Source organism: Paenibacillus sp. FSL E2-8871 (assembly GCF_038000345.1).
Lineage (GTDB): Bacteria > Bacillota > Bacilli > Paenibacillales > Paenibacillaceae > Paenibacillus_AQ.
Genome location: NZ_JBBOBV010000001.1, coordinates 6,393,864 through 6,410,857 on the forward strand (window position 1 = coordinate 6,393,864; position 16,994 = coordinate 6,410,857).

A 16,994-nucleotide genomic window follows, 5' to 3' on the forward strand; every position below is an offset into this window, starting at 1 on the left:
AGGAAATGGAAAAGGTAGGTGTACTATAATGTCAAATCAGGCGGTAAATGGCCTAGATAATCGTTCAGTTGTAAATAGAACAGGCAAAGTAAAAGGATCATCCAATGTTAGCATTTCAAAATATGTATCATATGCTTTTTTGCTTATCCTTTGTGTGATTTGGATTATTCCAGTAATATTCGGGATTTCCACGTCTTTTAGATCACAAACGGAAGTGGTTTCTTCAGGCTTTAGACTATTTCCTGAAACATGGGTCTTTGAGAACTATGTTACGATTCTAAACAATACTTCTACAGCCCCAATTCTACGTTGGCTAGGCAATTCATTGTTTATTGCTACAACCCACACAATCCTGGTGGTTATTGTGATTTCGATTACAGGCTTTGGTTATACCCGTATTAACTTTAAAGGAAGAGACACACTGTTCTTTACTTTGCTAGGGATCTCCTTTTTCCCGGGTGTAGTTAACTTAATTCCTTCTTATAAAATTATCGATTCCTTGGGCTGGGTAAACACTTCTTGGGCAATGATCATTCCCGGTCTTGCGGGTATGGGGAATATCTTCTTGGTCAGACAGTTTATGAACGGTATCCCAAAAGAATTAGATGAGTCTGCAAAAGTTGATGGTGCTAGTGACTTTAGAATTTTCGCGCAAATTATATTGCCGTTAGTTAAGCCGATTCTGATTGTTTGCGGATTGTTCTCCTTTACGGGATCTTGGAATGACTTCCTCTGGCCGGTTATCGTGTACACAGATGTAGACAAAATGCCAGTCACAGCTGGGTTGCTCTTGCTACAAGATATCTACGGAAACTATCGTATGATCGGGCAATTAATGGGGTCAGCAATCTTGGCGATCGTACCAACCCTACTGTTATTTATATTTGCTCAAAAATACTTCGTTCAATCTATTAACTTGAATTCAGGTATTAAAGGGTAGATCAAATGAACATAGCTTAAATACACCTTGCCTTCTTATAAGGAAGGGTGTGTTTTGGTGACCCATAAAATTAAAAATAAAGAGAGATATAGGAGTTGTCATCATGAGAGAATTCAATGCGAAAAATCCGCTTATTGAGCAAAGGGCAGATCCATGGATCTATAAACATACTGACGGTTATTATTATTTCATAGCTTCGGTTCCGGAGTTTGATAGAATCGAGCTTCGTCGTTCTGAATCCATTCAGGGATTAGCTGAGGCTGAGGGTAAGACCATTTGGGTTAAGCATGAAACAGGCTTAATGAGTGCCAATATTTGGGCGCCGGAGATTCATTATATTGATGGAAAATGGTACGTGTATTTTGCAGCAGCACATACTTCCGATACGAAAGATGGCTTATTTGATCATCGCATGTTTGCCATAGAAAATTCATCCATAAATCCATTAGAAGGTGAGTGGGTGGAAAAGGGTCAAATCAAAACGAAATGGGAATCCTTTGCCCTGGATGCAACCACCTTTGAACACAAAGGGGTTAGATACTACGTATGGGCACAAAAGGATCCCGATATCCCTGGTAATTCTAATATGTATATCTCTGAAATGGAAAACCCTTGGACGTTAAAAGGAGAGCAGGTGTGCATCACCACGCCTGAATATGATTGGGAAAAAATCGGCTTCCTGGTGAATGAGGGTGCGGCAGTTCTTAAGCGAAATGGACGTATTTTCATGACTTTCTCGGCAAGTGCAACAGATCATAACTACTGTATGGGGTTGTTAACCGCTGATGAGGATAGTGATTTAATGGATCCGAAATCATGGGTCAAAACACCAGAACCTGTGTTTACAACTTCTGAAGAAAACGGTCAATATGGACCGGGACATAATAGCTTTACAGTCTCAGAAGATGGCACACAGGATATCCTAGTGTTCCATGCTAGAAGCTATAAGGAAATTGTGGGAGACCCGTTATATGATCCTAATCGGCACGCGCGTGTGCAAGTGATCCAGTGGAATGAGGATGGAACGCCAAACTTTGGTGTCCCTAGACCGGATACGAAATCTTAAAATAATGCTTCTCTAGTGTGAAGAAGCTTATTATATTCTTCTATATGAAAGAGGGACGCTCCAGTAGCCACATGCTATTGGAGCGTCCCTTAATCTTATAATGGAAGATCCCGTCGTCTGAACAGTTCGATCCCTATGGTAAAAGCGAGAATACCGATCAACAGTAACCAACTAGAAACCTGAATAATCTCCACGTTTCCTTGAACGATTTTACCAGGCTGATAGAAGGAGAACAAGGTCATGTAACGTAATCCCTCCAGTTTATCGCTTATTTTGCCTAGCAGATCCAGAGTGAAGAATCCGAAGGTGATAGCGCCGGAAATTCCAAGCGCTTTTTTCTCATCATTACAAACCGAGGATACGAGGAAAGTGAGTCCCCCCACGGCAAAAAACAATAAAAACGCTACGCTATTCAGCTGAGTGAATCGGCCGCTATTAAATTCATATTCACTGCCGAGGAACCATGCTTTACCTAATAATCCGGCGAGTGTGGTTACACCCATAATCAGGAGCAACGCTGTTGTGAGTACAAGCGCCTGCGTGGTAGCTACTTTTCTCCGCGTAGTTGGTGCTATCAGAAGATAAGCCATAGAGCCACGATCCACAAGTCGAGCCATGAGCTGCGTCGACATTTGTACACACACAATGGATAGAATCAGTACCAGAATAAGTCCATAATATTCTCCTGAGATAAAAGCCTCAGCACTGGTAAATCCGCTGTTTAATCCAAAGGCTTTACCTACACCTTCCGGCATAGCTTTAATGAGGTCATCAATGGCTTTTGTGCTTCCGGCGATCCCCGGATATAGCCAGATCATAAACAGAATATAGAAGGCAGAACCGAAGGCGTAATTCATAATGCCTTTGAGGTTTACCCTCATCATTTCTTTATAGAGTGGAAGATTCATTGCACGGCCCCCTCACGGTCATAATAGTCCATGAAAATGTCCTCTAGATTCTGCGTGAACACATCCATACTGCGGATATTATATTTCCCGGTCTCCTGAATGAATCGATCGTAATTACCCTGAACGGCAATGCGGACCATATTCCCTTCACGAGCTTCCACTTGCAGGCCGGAGGCGGCGAATTGCTCTGCATCTTCGCGACTCGCGAAAACAACCTCAAACAGCTTCCGCTGCATCGATTGTAATTCGTGGATATTTTTTATAGTGATGATACGTCCGTCTTTAATGATCGCAGCTCGGTCACAGGTGCGCTCAATTTCTTGAAAGCTGTGAGAGGACATTAGAAATGTGGTTCCGGCTGCTTTTTCCTCCAATACGAGATCTATAAATACCTTTTGCATAAGCGGGTCGAGTCCCGAGGTTGGTTCATCCAGAATAATAACTTCAGGATTGTGCATGAAAGCTGCGACAATACCGACTTTTTGCTTCATTCCCTTTGACATTTTGCGGATCGGAGTTGAGGCATCAAATTGCAGTCGTTCAATGAGGCGGTCACGTTTAGTAGTGTTCTTCATCCCTTGCATGCCAGACATGAATTTAAGGAAAGAAATGCCTGTCATCCCGTCAAAAAAGTTGATTTCACCGGGTAGATAGCCGATATGCTTCTGGACTGTACCCTGTGCTTTCCATACATCAAGTCCATGGATGCTCGCATTACCTTTGTCCGGCTTCATAAATCCCATGATATGTCTTATGGTCGTAGATTTACCCGCGCCATTAGGCCCCAGAAACCCAAATACCTCACCTTTATTAACGGTAAACGTAACATCTTCGATTCCTTTGCCATTCGAAAAACGTTTGGTTAAGCCTTCAACTACAAGCATGCCGCCACCCCCGCTGCAAAATAATGAACTATTACTAATTGGATATTTCATATGTTATATTATTCCTAGTGAATAGTGAAGTCAATGGAATTATGAAATAATTGATAATAAATATTTCATTAAATTTAAATAAGCGCACTATATAATGAAGTTAAGGGTGGATAGCATGAATGGATTTGAGAAAAGAGCCGCTCAAATAAAACTCAAAATTATGAAGACTACGATGGAGATGCTCAAGAGCAGTGAGCCCAAACGTCTCCGGATCGCAGACATTGCGAAAGAGGCAGGCGTCTCACAGGTGACGATTTATAATTATTTTGGCAGCAAGGAAGCACTGCTTGGTGAGGCCTTTAAGGATTTTATAGAGAAGGCCATTCGCGAATTTGAAGATTACATTCATGGAGAGCATTCTCTAAAAGAGATTATTGAATATATTATGACGATGGAGAGAGAAACCTACAGTTCATTGTCTCCTACGACTGTGAAGGAACTTATGATTGAGGACCAGGAAATGTTTCATTATATTGAAGAACGGTATACAAATGACGTTTTACCATTGATGGTCAAGATGGTGGAGGACGGCAAAGTACGAGGAGAAATTTCAAATAAAGTGTCCACCAAAGGGATACTTTCATTTATAGGAATGTATATGCGAAGTTCGGGAGAAATGCTAGATGAAGCCAGCAAACAAGAAGATATAGATGCCTTCCTGGAGGAAGCTATCCATCTCTTCTTCTATGGCATTTGCGGGCGTGAGCAGGAGTAGGTTGAGGTTTGCAACCTGTTCCCTCTAATTCATCATGGAAAGAGCGGATTCCCTGTCATCCCTACCCACAGCTCGGATTGTTCAAGATGGGCTGCAAGCTGAAGCAGTAAATCTTCCCGGCCTTTAGCAGCCATTACCTGTACCCCCAACGGTAGACCCTCTTGCGACATATGGACGGGAACGCTCATAGCTGGCTGACCCGTCAAATTGGCGAGCTGGGTGAACGGTGTGTAGGTTAGGCTTGGTTTAAACATAGCGTAAATCATTCGCTCTTGTTCCTCTTTCGGCAACTCATGTACATGCAGCAGTTTTTCTATTTCAGCAGAGCTATGCGTTAACTCGCCAATCTTAGGAGCTGAATCCGCATTTGTTGGTGTGATATACAGATCGTAGCGGTTAAGCAGACCTGCCATTTGAGCGGCTGCAATATCCCATTCATCCAGACTATGCACAAATTCTGCCGCAGAGACTTTTCTTCCGGCTTCCCCAAGGACCCAAGTAACGATATCGACTTCACTGGAAGTAATGGAACGTCCCATCATTTTTTCCAGCGATACGAACATCGCTGCCACTTCGCCAGTATTCATCGTATAGTAATTCTCCATCAGCCTAACACCATTTACTGGACTTAGCTTTTCTTCAACTTCATACCCCTCAGCTTCGAGCCATTTTACAGTTTTGAGCACAGCAATGACTGCTTCATTCGTTACAGGAGTGCCTACTGGAGAAGCTGTTGTGAACGCTATGCGTAGTTTTCGCTGTGTTGGCTTGAATAGATCGTCTAAGTAGACGCCCGGATATAGAGGTGTTTGAAAAGCAGCCTCTGGCTGCACAACCTGTAGTAGATCCAGCATCGCAGCACTATCGCGTACGGACCTTGTCAATGCAAAGTCAATAGAAGCGCCTTGCCATTGACGACCGACACCTGGTCCTACTGGAGTACGTCCACGGGTGGGCTTCAGTCCGAACAAGCCGGTGAACGAGGCAGGGATACGGATCGAGCCGCCACCATCACTAGCACCCGCTGCCGGAACAATACCAGAAGCTACCGCTGCAGCTGCACCACCACTTGAACCGCCGGGGGAATATTCGGGATTCCACGGATTACGTGCCGGGCCATGAAGGACGTTTTCGGTAATGTTTTTGAGTCCGAATTCTGGTGTATTCGTATGTCCAAGCGGAATGAATCCGCCGTTTCTGATTCGTGCTACGTAGTTTGAGTCACGTCTGGCAATATTGTCTTTCATAAGCAAAGCACCCGAAGTAAGAGGTTCTCCAGCGATAGCTTGGGAGATATCCTTGAGCAGAAAAGGAACGCCAGCAAACGGGCGAGTGCTATCATGAACAGGCATATCGTCAGCTTCCTTAAGAGCAGCTTCTCTACGAGTACGTACAACCGCATTAAGAACTGGATTAACTTCATCGAGCCGAGCGAAAGCGGCTTCGACAAGCTCACGAGGGGAGACTTCACGTGCTTTGACAAGCGAAGCAAGCCCTAGAGCATCATATGTAGAATAAGAAAAGGACATGATAGATAACCTCTTTCGAATAGGCGTGAATTGCCTGTATTTTATATATAACAATGTATCATTTATCGTCAGTAAAGGACGACCAAGCCCTTTCTTCTGATCCCATTATACATCTCGATAGTAATGATTTGAAAATGGATATCTGACATCTATCAATTCTTTTTTAAGCTCGATTAGGCTATACTTAGTGTTAAATGGATCTTATGGGGTGTACTGATGAACGAAGATAAATATCAGAATGTTGATGGACTAATGGAAGCCTTCCAGCAATTTGCCAGGATGAATTGGCGTAAAACTACAGTCTGGGGATTGAAGCCAAGTGAGGTTCGGATGTTGGTTTCTTTAAAGCTCGGCAAGGAACGGGAAGGGAAGAAGGGCCAGACCGTATCAGATATCAGCAAGTTTCTTAAAGTCACTTCTCCTACGGTTACACAGATGGTCAATAGTCTGATTGCACAGGGATATGTAGTGCGTTCTGCCGATGCCCAGGATCGCCGAATCAGTGAGATCACGCTTACGGAAAAAGGAGAGCATTTGGCCGAAATGGCCGTGACGAAATCCCGAAATACCTTTAAAGGCATGATTGATTATATGGGTAGAGAAAAGACAGATTCGTTAATGGAGCTGTTAAACGAAGTCTACGATTATTTCGAAGAATTGAACGATCAACCAACCGAATCCTAATCTCCTTCACATAAAAAAGAGATGCCGCACAGCCAAAGCTGTTTACGGACATCTCTAATGTATATTATTTGTGATTAATGTGCGGCAGGTACTGACTTTTCAAGGTTTTTGCCTTCGCTTTTTCCCTCTGCAGTTACCTCTGTTTTTTTCTCACCACTTCGTAACGGAATCTCTTTAAGGAACAGGACAAGCAATGCTGCAATGACTAACAGTGCCGTGCCGCTTAAGAATACAACCGTCAGGGAATCGCTTAGTGCGTTTCGCAGCATCTCAATCAATTGATTGAAGAGTGGCTGGATCTGCTCTGGCAGCGTTGCGTGCAGTTCCTTCAGCTTAGGTTGATCTAGCAGCATTTGCGGATTCATAAATGCGGAAAGCTGTTTAGCGGATTCAGGGTCAAGTTTGGTTAAATCTGGACCCTTGCCAGAGGACACTGCTGCCTCTAGTTTATTCGTTAATGAAGTGTTCATGATGGTACCCATAATAGCGATACCGATGGTTCCACCTAAATTACGGAACAAAGTATTTGTAGCAGTAGCAACTCCTAGCATGGAGGGAGCTACAGCATTTTGCACGGTTAAGGTAAATACAGGCATCGATAGTCCTAAACCAATCCCGAAGACTATCATGCTGACTACGGCCATCGCAATGTTGCTCATAAAGGCCATTATGATCATGGCTACAACCATAAATGGCATACCCATCAGGGCATAACGCTTGTATTTACCTGATTTGGAGATCCATCTTCCCACAAGCGTACTAAGTACAATCATTGCTAATGACATCGGCATATTAATGAATCCGGAGTTGGTCGGGGAGACACCTTCTACACCTTGGACAAAGAATGGCAGATAGATCATTGCGCCCATCATACCAGCATTCATCAGGAAGCCGACAACCATGGAGATGGTTACGATGGAATTCTTAAATAAGGATAATGGCAATACTGGACTTTTAGCTTTTCGTTCAATCAGAATTAAAATAATAACTCCGAGAATAGATGCCCCGAACAAGCTGAGAATCTCTGGGGAACCCCATTCATATTTTGTACCCGCCCATGAAAAGCCGAGCAAGAGTGCAACAATGGTAAGGGAAAGGAAAATGGAGCCTAAGTAGTCAATGGATTCTGAAGTGGAGCGCGCAGTTTTAGGGAACATTTTCCAAATCATGAAGAAAGCCACGATACCGAAAGGCAAGAAGATCCAGAAGATCCATTTCCAAGCCATGTGATCCACCATGAAGCCCCCAAGGGTAGGACCAATTACACTAGAGAATCCAAATATGGCCATCATAATTCCAGTCCACTTGGCTCTCTCTCTAGGAGCGAACAAATCACCTACAGCGGTTACGGTAGCCGACATTAGAATCCCGCCGCCAAGACCTTGAATCCCGCGATAAGTGATCATTTGGAAAATATCTGTCGACAATCCGGACAGGAAAGCGCCTATAATAAAAATAACGATCCCCGCTAAGAGGAATGGCTTTCTTCCATAGATATCGGATAATTTGCCGACAAGTACGGTAGCGATTGTAGAGGTGAGCATATAGATGGTAATTACCCAAGTATAATGTTCAATGCCTCCTAACATCGCAATAATTCGGGGCATTGCAGTACCCACAATGGTCTGGTTGATTGCTGCGAAAAACATAGCCGCCATTAAAGCAATCATAATTGTAACTTTTTTCTTTTGCGAAAGATGCTCCAGAGCTGTTCCTCTCCTTTAAGTTCTATATATTGTAGTTTGGGATTTCATGTCTTAATAATTAGGTAGCCAAACTATCATTTATGTATAATACACAAATTCATCATTTAGCACAACTGTTTAATTATTTAATTTTTATGGAAACAGAATGTGATTTGGACTTGATTTTTTGGAAATAGGTAAGTAATCTAATTAGATTGAGTTAAATTGGAGGTGCCCTATGGATACTCAAAATAGTCAAGAGCAGAAGCTAATCATTGCCTTTGAAAATATTAAACGTTTGACCTCTCGTCCGTCCTCAAAGGAAGTGATTTCGTATAGAGAATTTATGATGATGTATGTCATAAACAATTTAATGAAGCGAAAGAAGCTTTCAGACGAAGTCGAAGAGCAGCAGGGAGTCATGATTTCTAGATTAAGCGACTTGCTCCAAATTAGCAGACCTACTGCGACACAAATGGTTAACAGTTTGGAGGAGAAGGGTTATGTGGTGCGAACAACGTCCGATACCGATCGGCGGGTTGTATATATTGGTCTGACGAATAAAGGGGAGCAGATTTATGATTCCCAGATGGCTACTTTTTCAGGTATTTTAAGTGAAGTTACGGAAAAGGTGGGTAAGAAAGAGATCGACCAGTTGATTTTTCTGTGTGATCGTTTTCAAGAAGCGGTGCATGAAGTCAGAAGCCGCCAGCTTTTTACTCAAACCGATGAAGATCCGCTCGTTATGGATTCCGTATAGCGACCATTCCAAAAAAAAGATATTTCGGTGCCTCTGCCCGGAACGTCTTTTTTTAATTATAAGAAAGTATAAGTTTCACGATATACTTTATCCTTATAATTCTCGCATAAACGCTCACCGTCCTTTAAAGGACGCCGAAGGCGTTTTAGCTTGCAGCATCCAGAGCAAGGAGGAATTACAATCAGAATATTAGCGATTAGCGACATTCACGGAAGCTATTCCGAATTCAACGCATTATTAAAAAAAATAAACTATCGGCCATCCGAGGACAAGCTCATTCTGATGGGGGATTATGTGGATAGAGGTCTCAATAGTAAAGGAATTGTGGACCAAGTTATGGCCCTAAAGCGGGAATGGGACGTCACAGTTCTAAAAGGCAATCATGATAAAATGGCCTATGATGCGCTCACCAGCGAAGATGATAAACTGGATACGCATTGGCTAAACAACGGTGGTTTGTATACATTGATGAGCTATTGTGAGGCGGATTCTGATTTTTTTAAAGCGGATTTTGGCTGGCATGATTATATGATGCTGAAAGAAGAAATTAGACAGAAATACAAACATCATTTGGACTTTCTAAGTTCATTGCCACTTTATCATGAGACGGAAGACCATATCTTTGTCCATGCAGGCATTAATCCATTAATAGCGGATTGGAAGCAGCAGGATCCATATGATTTTATCTGGATCAGAGAGCCATTTTATACGAATCCTGTAGTTAGCACTGACAAAACGGTTATTTTCGGTCATACCTCGACGATGGATCTACATGATTCGGAAGACATCTGGTTTAGTCCGCTGGGCGATAAGATTGGTGTGGATGGTGGATGTGCCTATGGTCAACGTCTGAACTGCTTGGAGATTTCCGGAGGGGAATACATCACACATTTTGTTCGGAATGGGGAGAAGCCTTGAGCTGTCTCTCTTTTTTATAATAATAGAAAGTATAAGTTTTTCACCTATCCTTTGTAGAATAGCACTGTATTTAACGCCAACTATGTATAAAATAAAGAGAATAGGGGGTGTAATAGATGAATGCAAACAACAAATATCATATCCTCATGCAAGGGACTATCAGCAACAATGTGAGCGAAACCTGCAAGGAGTTTGGCATATCCCGGACGATCTATTATCAGTGGTGTAAAGCTTATCAAGAGCAGGGGATGGATGGACTGGCAGAGAAGGAACGAAAGCCGGTAATGCCTAATAAAGTGGATAAGCGAACGGAAAGATTGATCTTACAATACGTTGCCAAATTCCCTGAAGATGGACCCAAGCGAATCTTTTACGAACTGCAGGATGAGGGTGTGAACATAGGGGAGTCAGGTATTTATAATGTGCTGCGTCGAAATGGACTTAGTAAGAGAATAGAACGGGAGGCTTACGCCAAAGAAGTTAAAGCAAAGAAGCGGGACGGCGCGCAAGCGGCTAACAGCAGAGGGTGTAAAGAGAAACCCAAACCTCTGGACTATAGGATGAAAAATCCGGAAAATGCTCATCCCGGGTATATGTGCCAACAGAGTATTAGCTATATGGGAGTGTTCCCAAGGGTAGGAAAGGTGTATCAATACGTGGTCTACGATGCCTATTCCAGATTAGGCTTAGTTAAGCTATATAATCGGAAGTCCGCCATTCATTTTATCGATTTTATGGATTTGAAGGTCATCCCATTGATGAAGACCTTAGAATTCCAAATTAATAATCTGGTTACGAACAAGAGTCGTGAATTTACTACGAACTGGGATAGAGGTAAACATAAATACAGCGATTTTTTACATAAGAACAACATAAATCAAGTAGCTATTACTGCAGATCAGACAGAAGTATTTCAACCCTTACAGCAATTTGCAGCGGTGTTGACGAAAGAGTTCTATCAGCAGGCTTGGTTGGATGATACGATTGATTCCTTTGAGACCTTAGAAAAGCGCTTACACGAATATTTGAGGATCTATAACTTCAGCAGGGTGATCACAGACGGACCTAATCAAGGTAAAATACCATCGGATGTCGCACTTGAGTATGCAGGTCAGCGTGAGACCTTGCCATTATGGTTATTTACAAGGAGATAACGGATGATGACTAATATGAAGTATGAAGACAGAATAGGGATCATCGGTGCAGGGATTTCTGGGGTTACAGCTGCTTACCAGCTCGCGAAAAAAGGATATAACCATATCACTCTCCTTGAGAAGTCAGACCGAGTAGGTGGCAAGTGTCATTCGATTGAATATAAAGGGAAAACCTATGAAATGGGAACCCTAATCGGCTTGCCAACTTATAAACATACGATTGAACTCATGAGGGAGTTTGATCTTATGGATAAGGGGCCACTCTTGGAACGGGGATTTTTTGATACAAATGGGCGAAAAACTACTCAGATTCCTATGGACCAAATTCAGATGTTTACCCAAGAATTCAAACGGTTGCCGGAAATTTTGAAACGTTATAAGTCACTACAAGAACCGGGTTTTCTACACTTACCGGCAGATCTATGTCAGCCCTTTTCAGATTGGTGTACGGAGAATGAGCTATCTGTAATTGGGCAGGTGTATATGCATTACTTCAATACTTTTGGTTTTGGGAGTATTCAGGATGTGCCGGCCGCCTACGTATTGAAATTTCTTACTTATGATAATTTATTGTCCTTTATTGAGATCACTCACATGATAACCTGGCCTAAGGGAGTCACTGAACTCATTAGAAGAATGGCCGACCAAGTAGAGGATCTGCGTCTGACTTGTGAAGTGCTACATATGGAGCAAGAGGGAAATGGTCAAGTACGGGTGGAAACAAACCAGGATATCTTTTATTTTGACAAGGTTATTTATACTGCTTCCTTAGAGCATCTGGGCGATATGATTCACTTATCTTCGGTAGACAGAGCATTGTTTGAGTGTATAATCTATGAACGGTTTCGGGTATATGCTTACAGAGTGAAGGGGTTGCCGGAGCTTTCTGGATATATCCCCTGCAATATGAATCCTGAACGCAAGGGACATATGATGGCATGGTATTACAGGTGGGCAGATATGGGAACAACGGATCTAGTTACGGTTTATGTAGCGGAGAATGATGAGATGACAGATCTCGAGATGAGGGAAAAGGTAGAAAATAAACTTCGCGAGCTTGGCGGCGAGAATATCCGTCTGTATATGATGAAGCGCTGGAAGCAGTTCCCCCATGTAGATTCTAATGCGATCCGTGAAGGCTTCTATGAACGGCTTGATCAGATGCAGGGAAGAGATAAGATCTATTATGCTGGAGAAATCATGAATTTTCCTACACTGGAGAACTGTATCGTATATTCGAAATACTTAGTTGAAAGATTTTTTTAAAAATGCGTGAGTAGTAAGCCTTGTCCACAAAGAAATTTGTCGGCAAGGTTTTTTTATATTGCATAAAGTATATATTTTGGGCCTCCCACAAAGTACCTGAGTAAGCATTAAAGCAAAACTCCACTTTGTGGGGGATATTTTACGTTCAAGTTAGGTTTACAGTCTGTAGTTCTGTAGGCATGGTTTCTAATAGATTCCCTTACTTGGGGTAGGACCTTGGATGAATTCCAGTCCTATTGATGTGTAAACTCAACTCGAAATGAGACTATGAAAACCTTGATAAATCAACGTTTTGAGCGGTTTGATCGTTCGAAGGAGGATGGGATATATTGGACTCAAGACATAGCTTATATACAAAATATGAAGGAGGAATACATTATGTTTTTATTCGAATCGATTCCTTGGTACTCTGCTCTAATGTGGTTAGTGGTACTTGCAGGATTAATGATTTTCAACGAAATAGCTCGAAGAAGCAAGTGGTTCTCAATCATTCTGTTTATCGTTGTCCCTATTGTTCTTACCATAGCGGTTTGGCCGAATACGGCAGGCGAAGGCTCCAGTACTGGAACATGGTTTCACTGGGTAAAAGTATATTCTGCCTTGGCAGGATGTATAGGGTTTATGGCTATCCGTTATGTTAAAGGATGGGACAAAAATAAATATATATTAATGTTCCCGGCGATTATCCTTGCAGTTAACATTCTTGAAGCAGTTATCCGTGATTTCCAAGTGTACAGCTTGCAAGGCATGGTGGATGGCGTAATGATGGTAGGTGGTCCTTGGAACATTATGAACGGGATCGCAGGTATTCTGAACATTATTACGATTTCTGGTTGGATGGGTATTGTTATTAGTAAAGACAAGAGTAAGGATATGTTGTGGCCGGACCAGCTGTGGTTCTGGATCATTGCTTATGACATTTGGAACTTTGCCTATGTATATAACGCAGTTTCTGACCATTCCTTCTATGCAGGTGCAGCTCTTCTGATCTCTTGTACAATTCCAGCATTCTTCTTCAAAAAAGGAGCATGGCTACAGCACCGTGCACAAACCTTGGCGATTTGGATGATGTTTACAATGTCGTTCCCGGCGTTTGTTGGCGATTCAAAGTTCTCCGTACAATCTTCTCACAGCGAAACGGCGCTTTGGGTTGTGAGTGCATTATCTTTAGCAGCTAATATTGCAGTGTTTGTCTATCACTTCTATAAAATTACCAAACATAAACGCAATCCGCTTAAGGTGGAAGTGTATACAGATTTAGCGGCTTATAAGACGATTGCCGAGAGTGCAAAATAATACAAGGCTTAATAGTTTCTTTAAGAATCCGCGCCTAGCGCGGTTTTTTTTATGGAATAGAATTTATAAAATTTCGAGATTGCGGAGAAATGTGAAATGAATTTATGGGATGGCCTATATTCAACTGGTGGCCATGGGGAGCCCTGTTTTTAATTGAGCACACGCCTCTTTGGGATGTATAACGGGCCGAACGGACCTTATATCCTTCGAAATGCATGTTTTAGTCGAGCTTACGGACAAATGTATGTGAAAAACTGAACACAATGTGCCGACGGTAACGTAAGCGAGCCAAATGTATGCGAAAAACCAAATACAATGTGCCGACGGTAACGAAAACGAGCCAAATGTATGCGGAAAACCGAATACAATGTGCTAATGGTAACGTAAACGAGCCAAATGTATGCGAAAAATCGAATACAATGTGCCGACGGTAACGTAAACGAGCCGAATGTATGCGAAAAACCAAATACAATGTGCCGCCATTAACGTAAACGAGCCAAATGTATGCGAAAAACCAAATACAATGTGCCGACGGTAACGTAAGCGAGCCAAATGTATGCGAAAAACCAAATACAATGTGCCGACGGTAGCGTAAGCGAGCCAAATGTATGTGAAAAACCGAATACAATGTGCCTACGGTAACGTAAACGAGCCAAATGTATGTGAAAAACCGAATACAATGTGCCGCCAGTAACGTAAACGAGCCAAATGTATGCGAAAAACCGAATACAATGTGCCGACGATAATGTAAGCGAGCCGAATGTATGTGAAAAACCGAATACAATGTGCCGACGGTAACGTAAGCGAGCCAAATGTATGCGAAAAATCGAATACAATGTGCCGACGCTAATGTAAACGAGCCAAATGTATGCGAAAAACCAAATACAATGTGCTGATGGTAACGTAAACGAGCTGAATGTATGTGAAAAACCGAATACAATGTGCCGACGGTAACGTAAACGAGCCAAATGTATGCGGAAAACCGAATACAATGTGCCGAGGGTAACGTAAGCGAGCCTAATGTATGCGAAAAACAGAATACAATGTGCCTACGGTAACGTAAACGAGCCAGCGCCGTTATCCGCCCCAAGTCACCCGGGAATGGGCTTGTTTTAGGGAATAAGTGCAATATGGTCCGTCTCTCGGAACCTCACTACGAAGGTGTATATAGATACGATTATGGAATTACGGATGTACTCAGCTTGTAACTCTACTCTACCTCCAAGGGAGCCGTCAGGCGTTTTTCTTGCGTAAATGCAAAGATCGATCATAATCATCAGGCATAACGCAATCCGCTTAAAGACTTTTGCCAATACTTTTGATGAACGAATGATTCTATGGTCTGAAGCTGCATAATTCTGATGAAGTTTATGTTCTCCAAATATGTGAAGGGCAGTTACTGTTTTTTGACTCCTGATTAAAGACTTAAAAGTGTATCTATAGTAAACTGAATGTAAAGTGCCCACGGTATAATGGGTATAATTTGTTGAAGAGCTCTTCGGATGAAGAGTTTTTTCCATTTTACAGAAAAGAATGTGATATGTTATGCAGCTTCGGGCTAGTCTTCAGAAGAAAAGATTGCTGGAGAAATATCTTTCTGGGGAGGGGATGGATTATCGGCAAATTATAGCTTTATTTATTCCAATTCTGATTGACCAGGCCTTCATTATTGGACTTAATCTGGTAAATACCGCAATGATCAGCTCGTCCGGGATGGCAGCGGTCAGTGCAGTGAATATGGTGGATTCGCTGAATATTTTTCTGATCAATGTGTTCGTGGCGGTTGCAACCGGGGGGACAGTGGTAGTCGCGCAGTACAAAGGGAGCGGAAACGACCGGATGGTGTCCCAGGCTACGGCCGCTTCGGTCGCTTCGGTGTCGCTGATCGCTTTGGGAATCGGTCTGCTCCTGATGGGCTTACATACTCCTATATTGAACCTTTTGTTCGGAACCGCCTCACCCGAAGTGCTGGACAATGCCCGCATCTACCTGATCGGCAGCAGCATCTCATATCTGGGCATCGCGGTGGTTCAGGCGGTATGCGGAGCTCTGCGAGGAGTGGGCAAGACACGGGCTTCTTTGATGCTGTCGCTCATCATGAACTTGCTGTATGTTATTCTGAACGTGGTCTTCATTAACCTGTTGCACATGGGTGTGCTGGGGATGACGCTTGCGATTAATATCGCGCGGTATGCAGGTATGGTTTGTGCCCTGGTGTATCTGTTCAAGGTGGATACGGCCCTGCGGGTGCGTTTTCGTGACCTATTCCGAATTCCTCTGACCATGCTGCGGAGAATCATGTTCATCGGCGTGCCGTTCGCAGCGGAGCAGATGTTCTTCAACGGGGGGAAACTGCTCACTCAGGTGTTTATTGTCAGCCTAGGCACTTATGCCATTGCGACCAATGCCATTGCCGGCTCGCTGGCTCTGGTGTTTCAAATTCCAGCCAGCGCGCTGTCGCTAACTATTGTAACGGTGGTCGGCCAATGTATCGGGCGGGGGAATGTCTCTGAAGCCAGAAAGTTCATCAAGTCCTTTCTCTGGATCGGGTCCGGCTCTTTGGCGTTGATCGCCTTGATTCTGATGCCGCTATTCCACCCGCTGGTATCGATCTTTTCCCCACCTTCCGAGATCATTGATGATCTGTTTGTGGTGCTGCTGGTGAATTCCATTGCCCAAGTTCCGCTGTGGGCCGTCAGCTTTATTTTGCCGTCCGCACTGCGGGCAGCGGGAGATTCCCGCTTCACCTCAATTACCTCAATGCTGACGATGTGGCTGTTTCGGGTGATTTTTGGATACATCCTTGGGATCGTACTGGGCTACGGCGTCATGGGTGTCTGGCTGGCGATGAACTGCGAGTGGGCCGTTCGCGGGGGTATTTTTCTTTGGCGATTCAGGGGCGAAAAGTGGTTTGCACACAAGCTGATTTAGAATTGTTGTTAAGGATACGTACTGCCTACGCCAGCTGAGGGAAACGTAGCTCTTTTATATTAAAAACGTAAAAATACAGCACAGGGCAGCTTTTCTCATATTTACTAGAGAATTGCTGCCCTCCGTTTTGGTTATCGACTGCTTGCTTTAGCTGATTATGTTTACAATTGGGTCAGTCGCGATTCTAGAGAATTCTCCGATCCCATT

At 43.2% G+C, this 16,994-nt stretch carries 14 protein-coding genes; 10 read left to right on the forward strand and 4 right to left on the reverse strand.

Annotation, left to right across the window (positions count from 1 at the left end):
- The first annotated feature begins 28 nt into the window (after nucleotides 1-28).
- Nucleotides 29-940, forward strand: coding sequence for a carbohydrate ABC transporter permease (locus NYE25_RS28680; RefSeq protein WP_341147468.1), 912 nt, complete (start codon nucleotides 29-31; stop codon nucleotides 938-940).
- A 103-nt stretch (nucleotides 941-1,043) separates the two neighbouring features.
- The gene (locus tag NYE25_RS28685) at nucleotides 1,044-2,006 is read left to right on the forward strand and encodes a glycoside hydrolase family 43 protein (RefSeq protein WP_341147469.1); all 963 of its coding nucleotides are present in this window, start codon (nucleotides 1,044-1,046) and stop codon (nucleotides 2,004-2,006) included.
- A 95-nt stretch (nucleotides 2,007-2,101) separates the two neighbouring features.
- Here the strand turns inward: NYE25_RS28685 and NYE25_RS28690 are convergent, their stop codons facing one another.
- Nucleotides 2,102-2,914, reverse strand: coding sequence for an ABC transporter permease subunit (locus NYE25_RS28690; protein ID WP_341147470.1), 813 nt, complete (start codon nucleotides 2,912-2,914; stop codon nucleotides 2,102-2,104).
- Entirely contained in the window at nucleotides 2,911-3,798 is an 888-nt protein-coding gene (locus NYE25_RS28695; RefSeq protein ID WP_341147801.1) for an ABC transporter ATP-binding protein, read from the reverse strand. The genes NYE25_RS28690 and NYE25_RS28695 overlap by 4 nt, the downstream gene beginning before the upstream one ends.
- A gap of 166 nt (nucleotides 3,799-3,964) precedes the next feature.
- Here NYE25_RS28695 and NYE25_RS28700 point away from each other — a divergent pair, with 166 nt between their 5' ends.
- Nucleotides 3,965-4,564 carry a TetR/AcrR family transcriptional regulator gene (locus NYE25_RS28700; RefSeq protein ID WP_341147471.1) on the forward strand — a complete coding sequence of 200 codons (600 nt, stop codon included), beginning with the start codon at nucleotides 3,965-3,967 and terminating at the stop codon, nucleotides 4,562-4,564.
- Between the two features lie 32 nt (nucleotides 4,565-4,596).
- Here the strand turns inward: NYE25_RS28700 and NYE25_RS28705 are convergent, their stop codons facing one another.
- The gene (locus NYE25_RS28705) at nucleotides 4,597-6,093 is read right to left on the reverse strand and encodes an amidase (protein WP_076284279.1); all 1,497 of its coding nucleotides are present in this window, start codon (nucleotides 6,091-6,093) and stop codon (nucleotides 4,597-4,599) included.
- Between the two features lie 216 nt (nucleotides 6,094-6,309).
- On the opposite strand from NYE25_RS28705, the gene NYE25_RS28710 reads away from it, so the two are divergent.
- Nucleotides 6,310-6,777 (forward strand): MarR family winged helix-turn-helix transcriptional regulator, encoded by a 468-nt coding sequence (locus tag NYE25_RS28710; RefSeq protein ID WP_042186061.1) that lies wholly within the window; start codon nucleotides 6,310-6,312, stop codon nucleotides 6,775-6,777.
- A gap of 74 nt (nucleotides 6,778-6,851) precedes the next feature.
- Here the strand turns inward: NYE25_RS28710 and NYE25_RS28715 are convergent, their stop codons facing one another.
- Complete coding sequence (locus tag NYE25_RS28715; protein WP_076300052.1) at nucleotides 6,852-8,483, reverse strand: MDR family MFS transporter; 1,632 nt, start codon at nucleotides 8,481-8,483, stop codon at nucleotides 6,852-6,854.
- Between the two features lie 217 nt (nucleotides 8,484-8,700).
- Between NYE25_RS28715 and NYE25_RS28720 the strand changes: the two genes are divergently transcribed.
- From NYE25_RS28720 to NYE25_RS28745, 6 genes are all read left to right on the forward strand, one after another.
- Complete coding sequence (locus tag NYE25_RS28720) at nucleotides 8,701-9,222, forward strand: MarR family winged helix-turn-helix transcriptional regulator (RefSeq protein WP_341147472.1); 522 nt, start codon at nucleotides 8,701-8,703, stop codon at nucleotides 9,220-9,222.
- A gap of 150 nt (nucleotides 9,223-9,372) precedes the next feature.
- On the forward strand, nucleotides 9,373-10,140 hold the full coding sequence (locus NYE25_RS28725) for a metallophosphoesterase family protein (protein WP_341147473.1): 768 nt from the start codon (nucleotides 9,373-9,375) through the stop codon (nucleotides 10,138-10,140).
- Between the two features lie 116 nt (nucleotides 10,141-10,256).
- Nucleotides 10,257-11,294: a helix-turn-helix domain-containing protein gene (locus NYE25_RS28730; protein ID WP_076284276.1), complete on the forward strand. Its 1,038-nt coding sequence runs from the start codon at nucleotides 10,257-10,259 to the stop codon at nucleotides 11,292-11,294.
- A 3-nt stretch (nucleotides 11,295-11,297) separates the two neighbouring features.
- Nucleotides 11,298-12,560, forward strand: coding sequence for an FAD-dependent oxidoreductase (locus tag NYE25_RS28735; protein WP_076300050.1), 1,263 nt, complete (start codon nucleotides 11,298-11,300; stop codon nucleotides 12,558-12,560).
- A gap of 378 nt (nucleotides 12,561-12,938) precedes the next feature.
- On the forward strand, nucleotides 12,939-13,856 hold the full coding sequence (locus NYE25_RS28740; RefSeq protein ID WP_042186069.1) for a DUF5692 family protein: 918 nt from the start codon (nucleotides 12,939-12,941) through the stop codon (nucleotides 13,854-13,856).
- Between the two features lie 1,545 nt (nucleotides 13,857-15,401).
- Nucleotides 15,402-16,787, forward strand: a complete 1,386-nt coding sequence (locus NYE25_RS28745; RefSeq protein ID WP_076284273.1) for an MATE family efflux transporter — start codon at nucleotides 15,402-15,404, stop codon at nucleotides 16,785-16,787.
- Nucleotides 16,788-16,994: the final 207 nt, after the last annotated feature.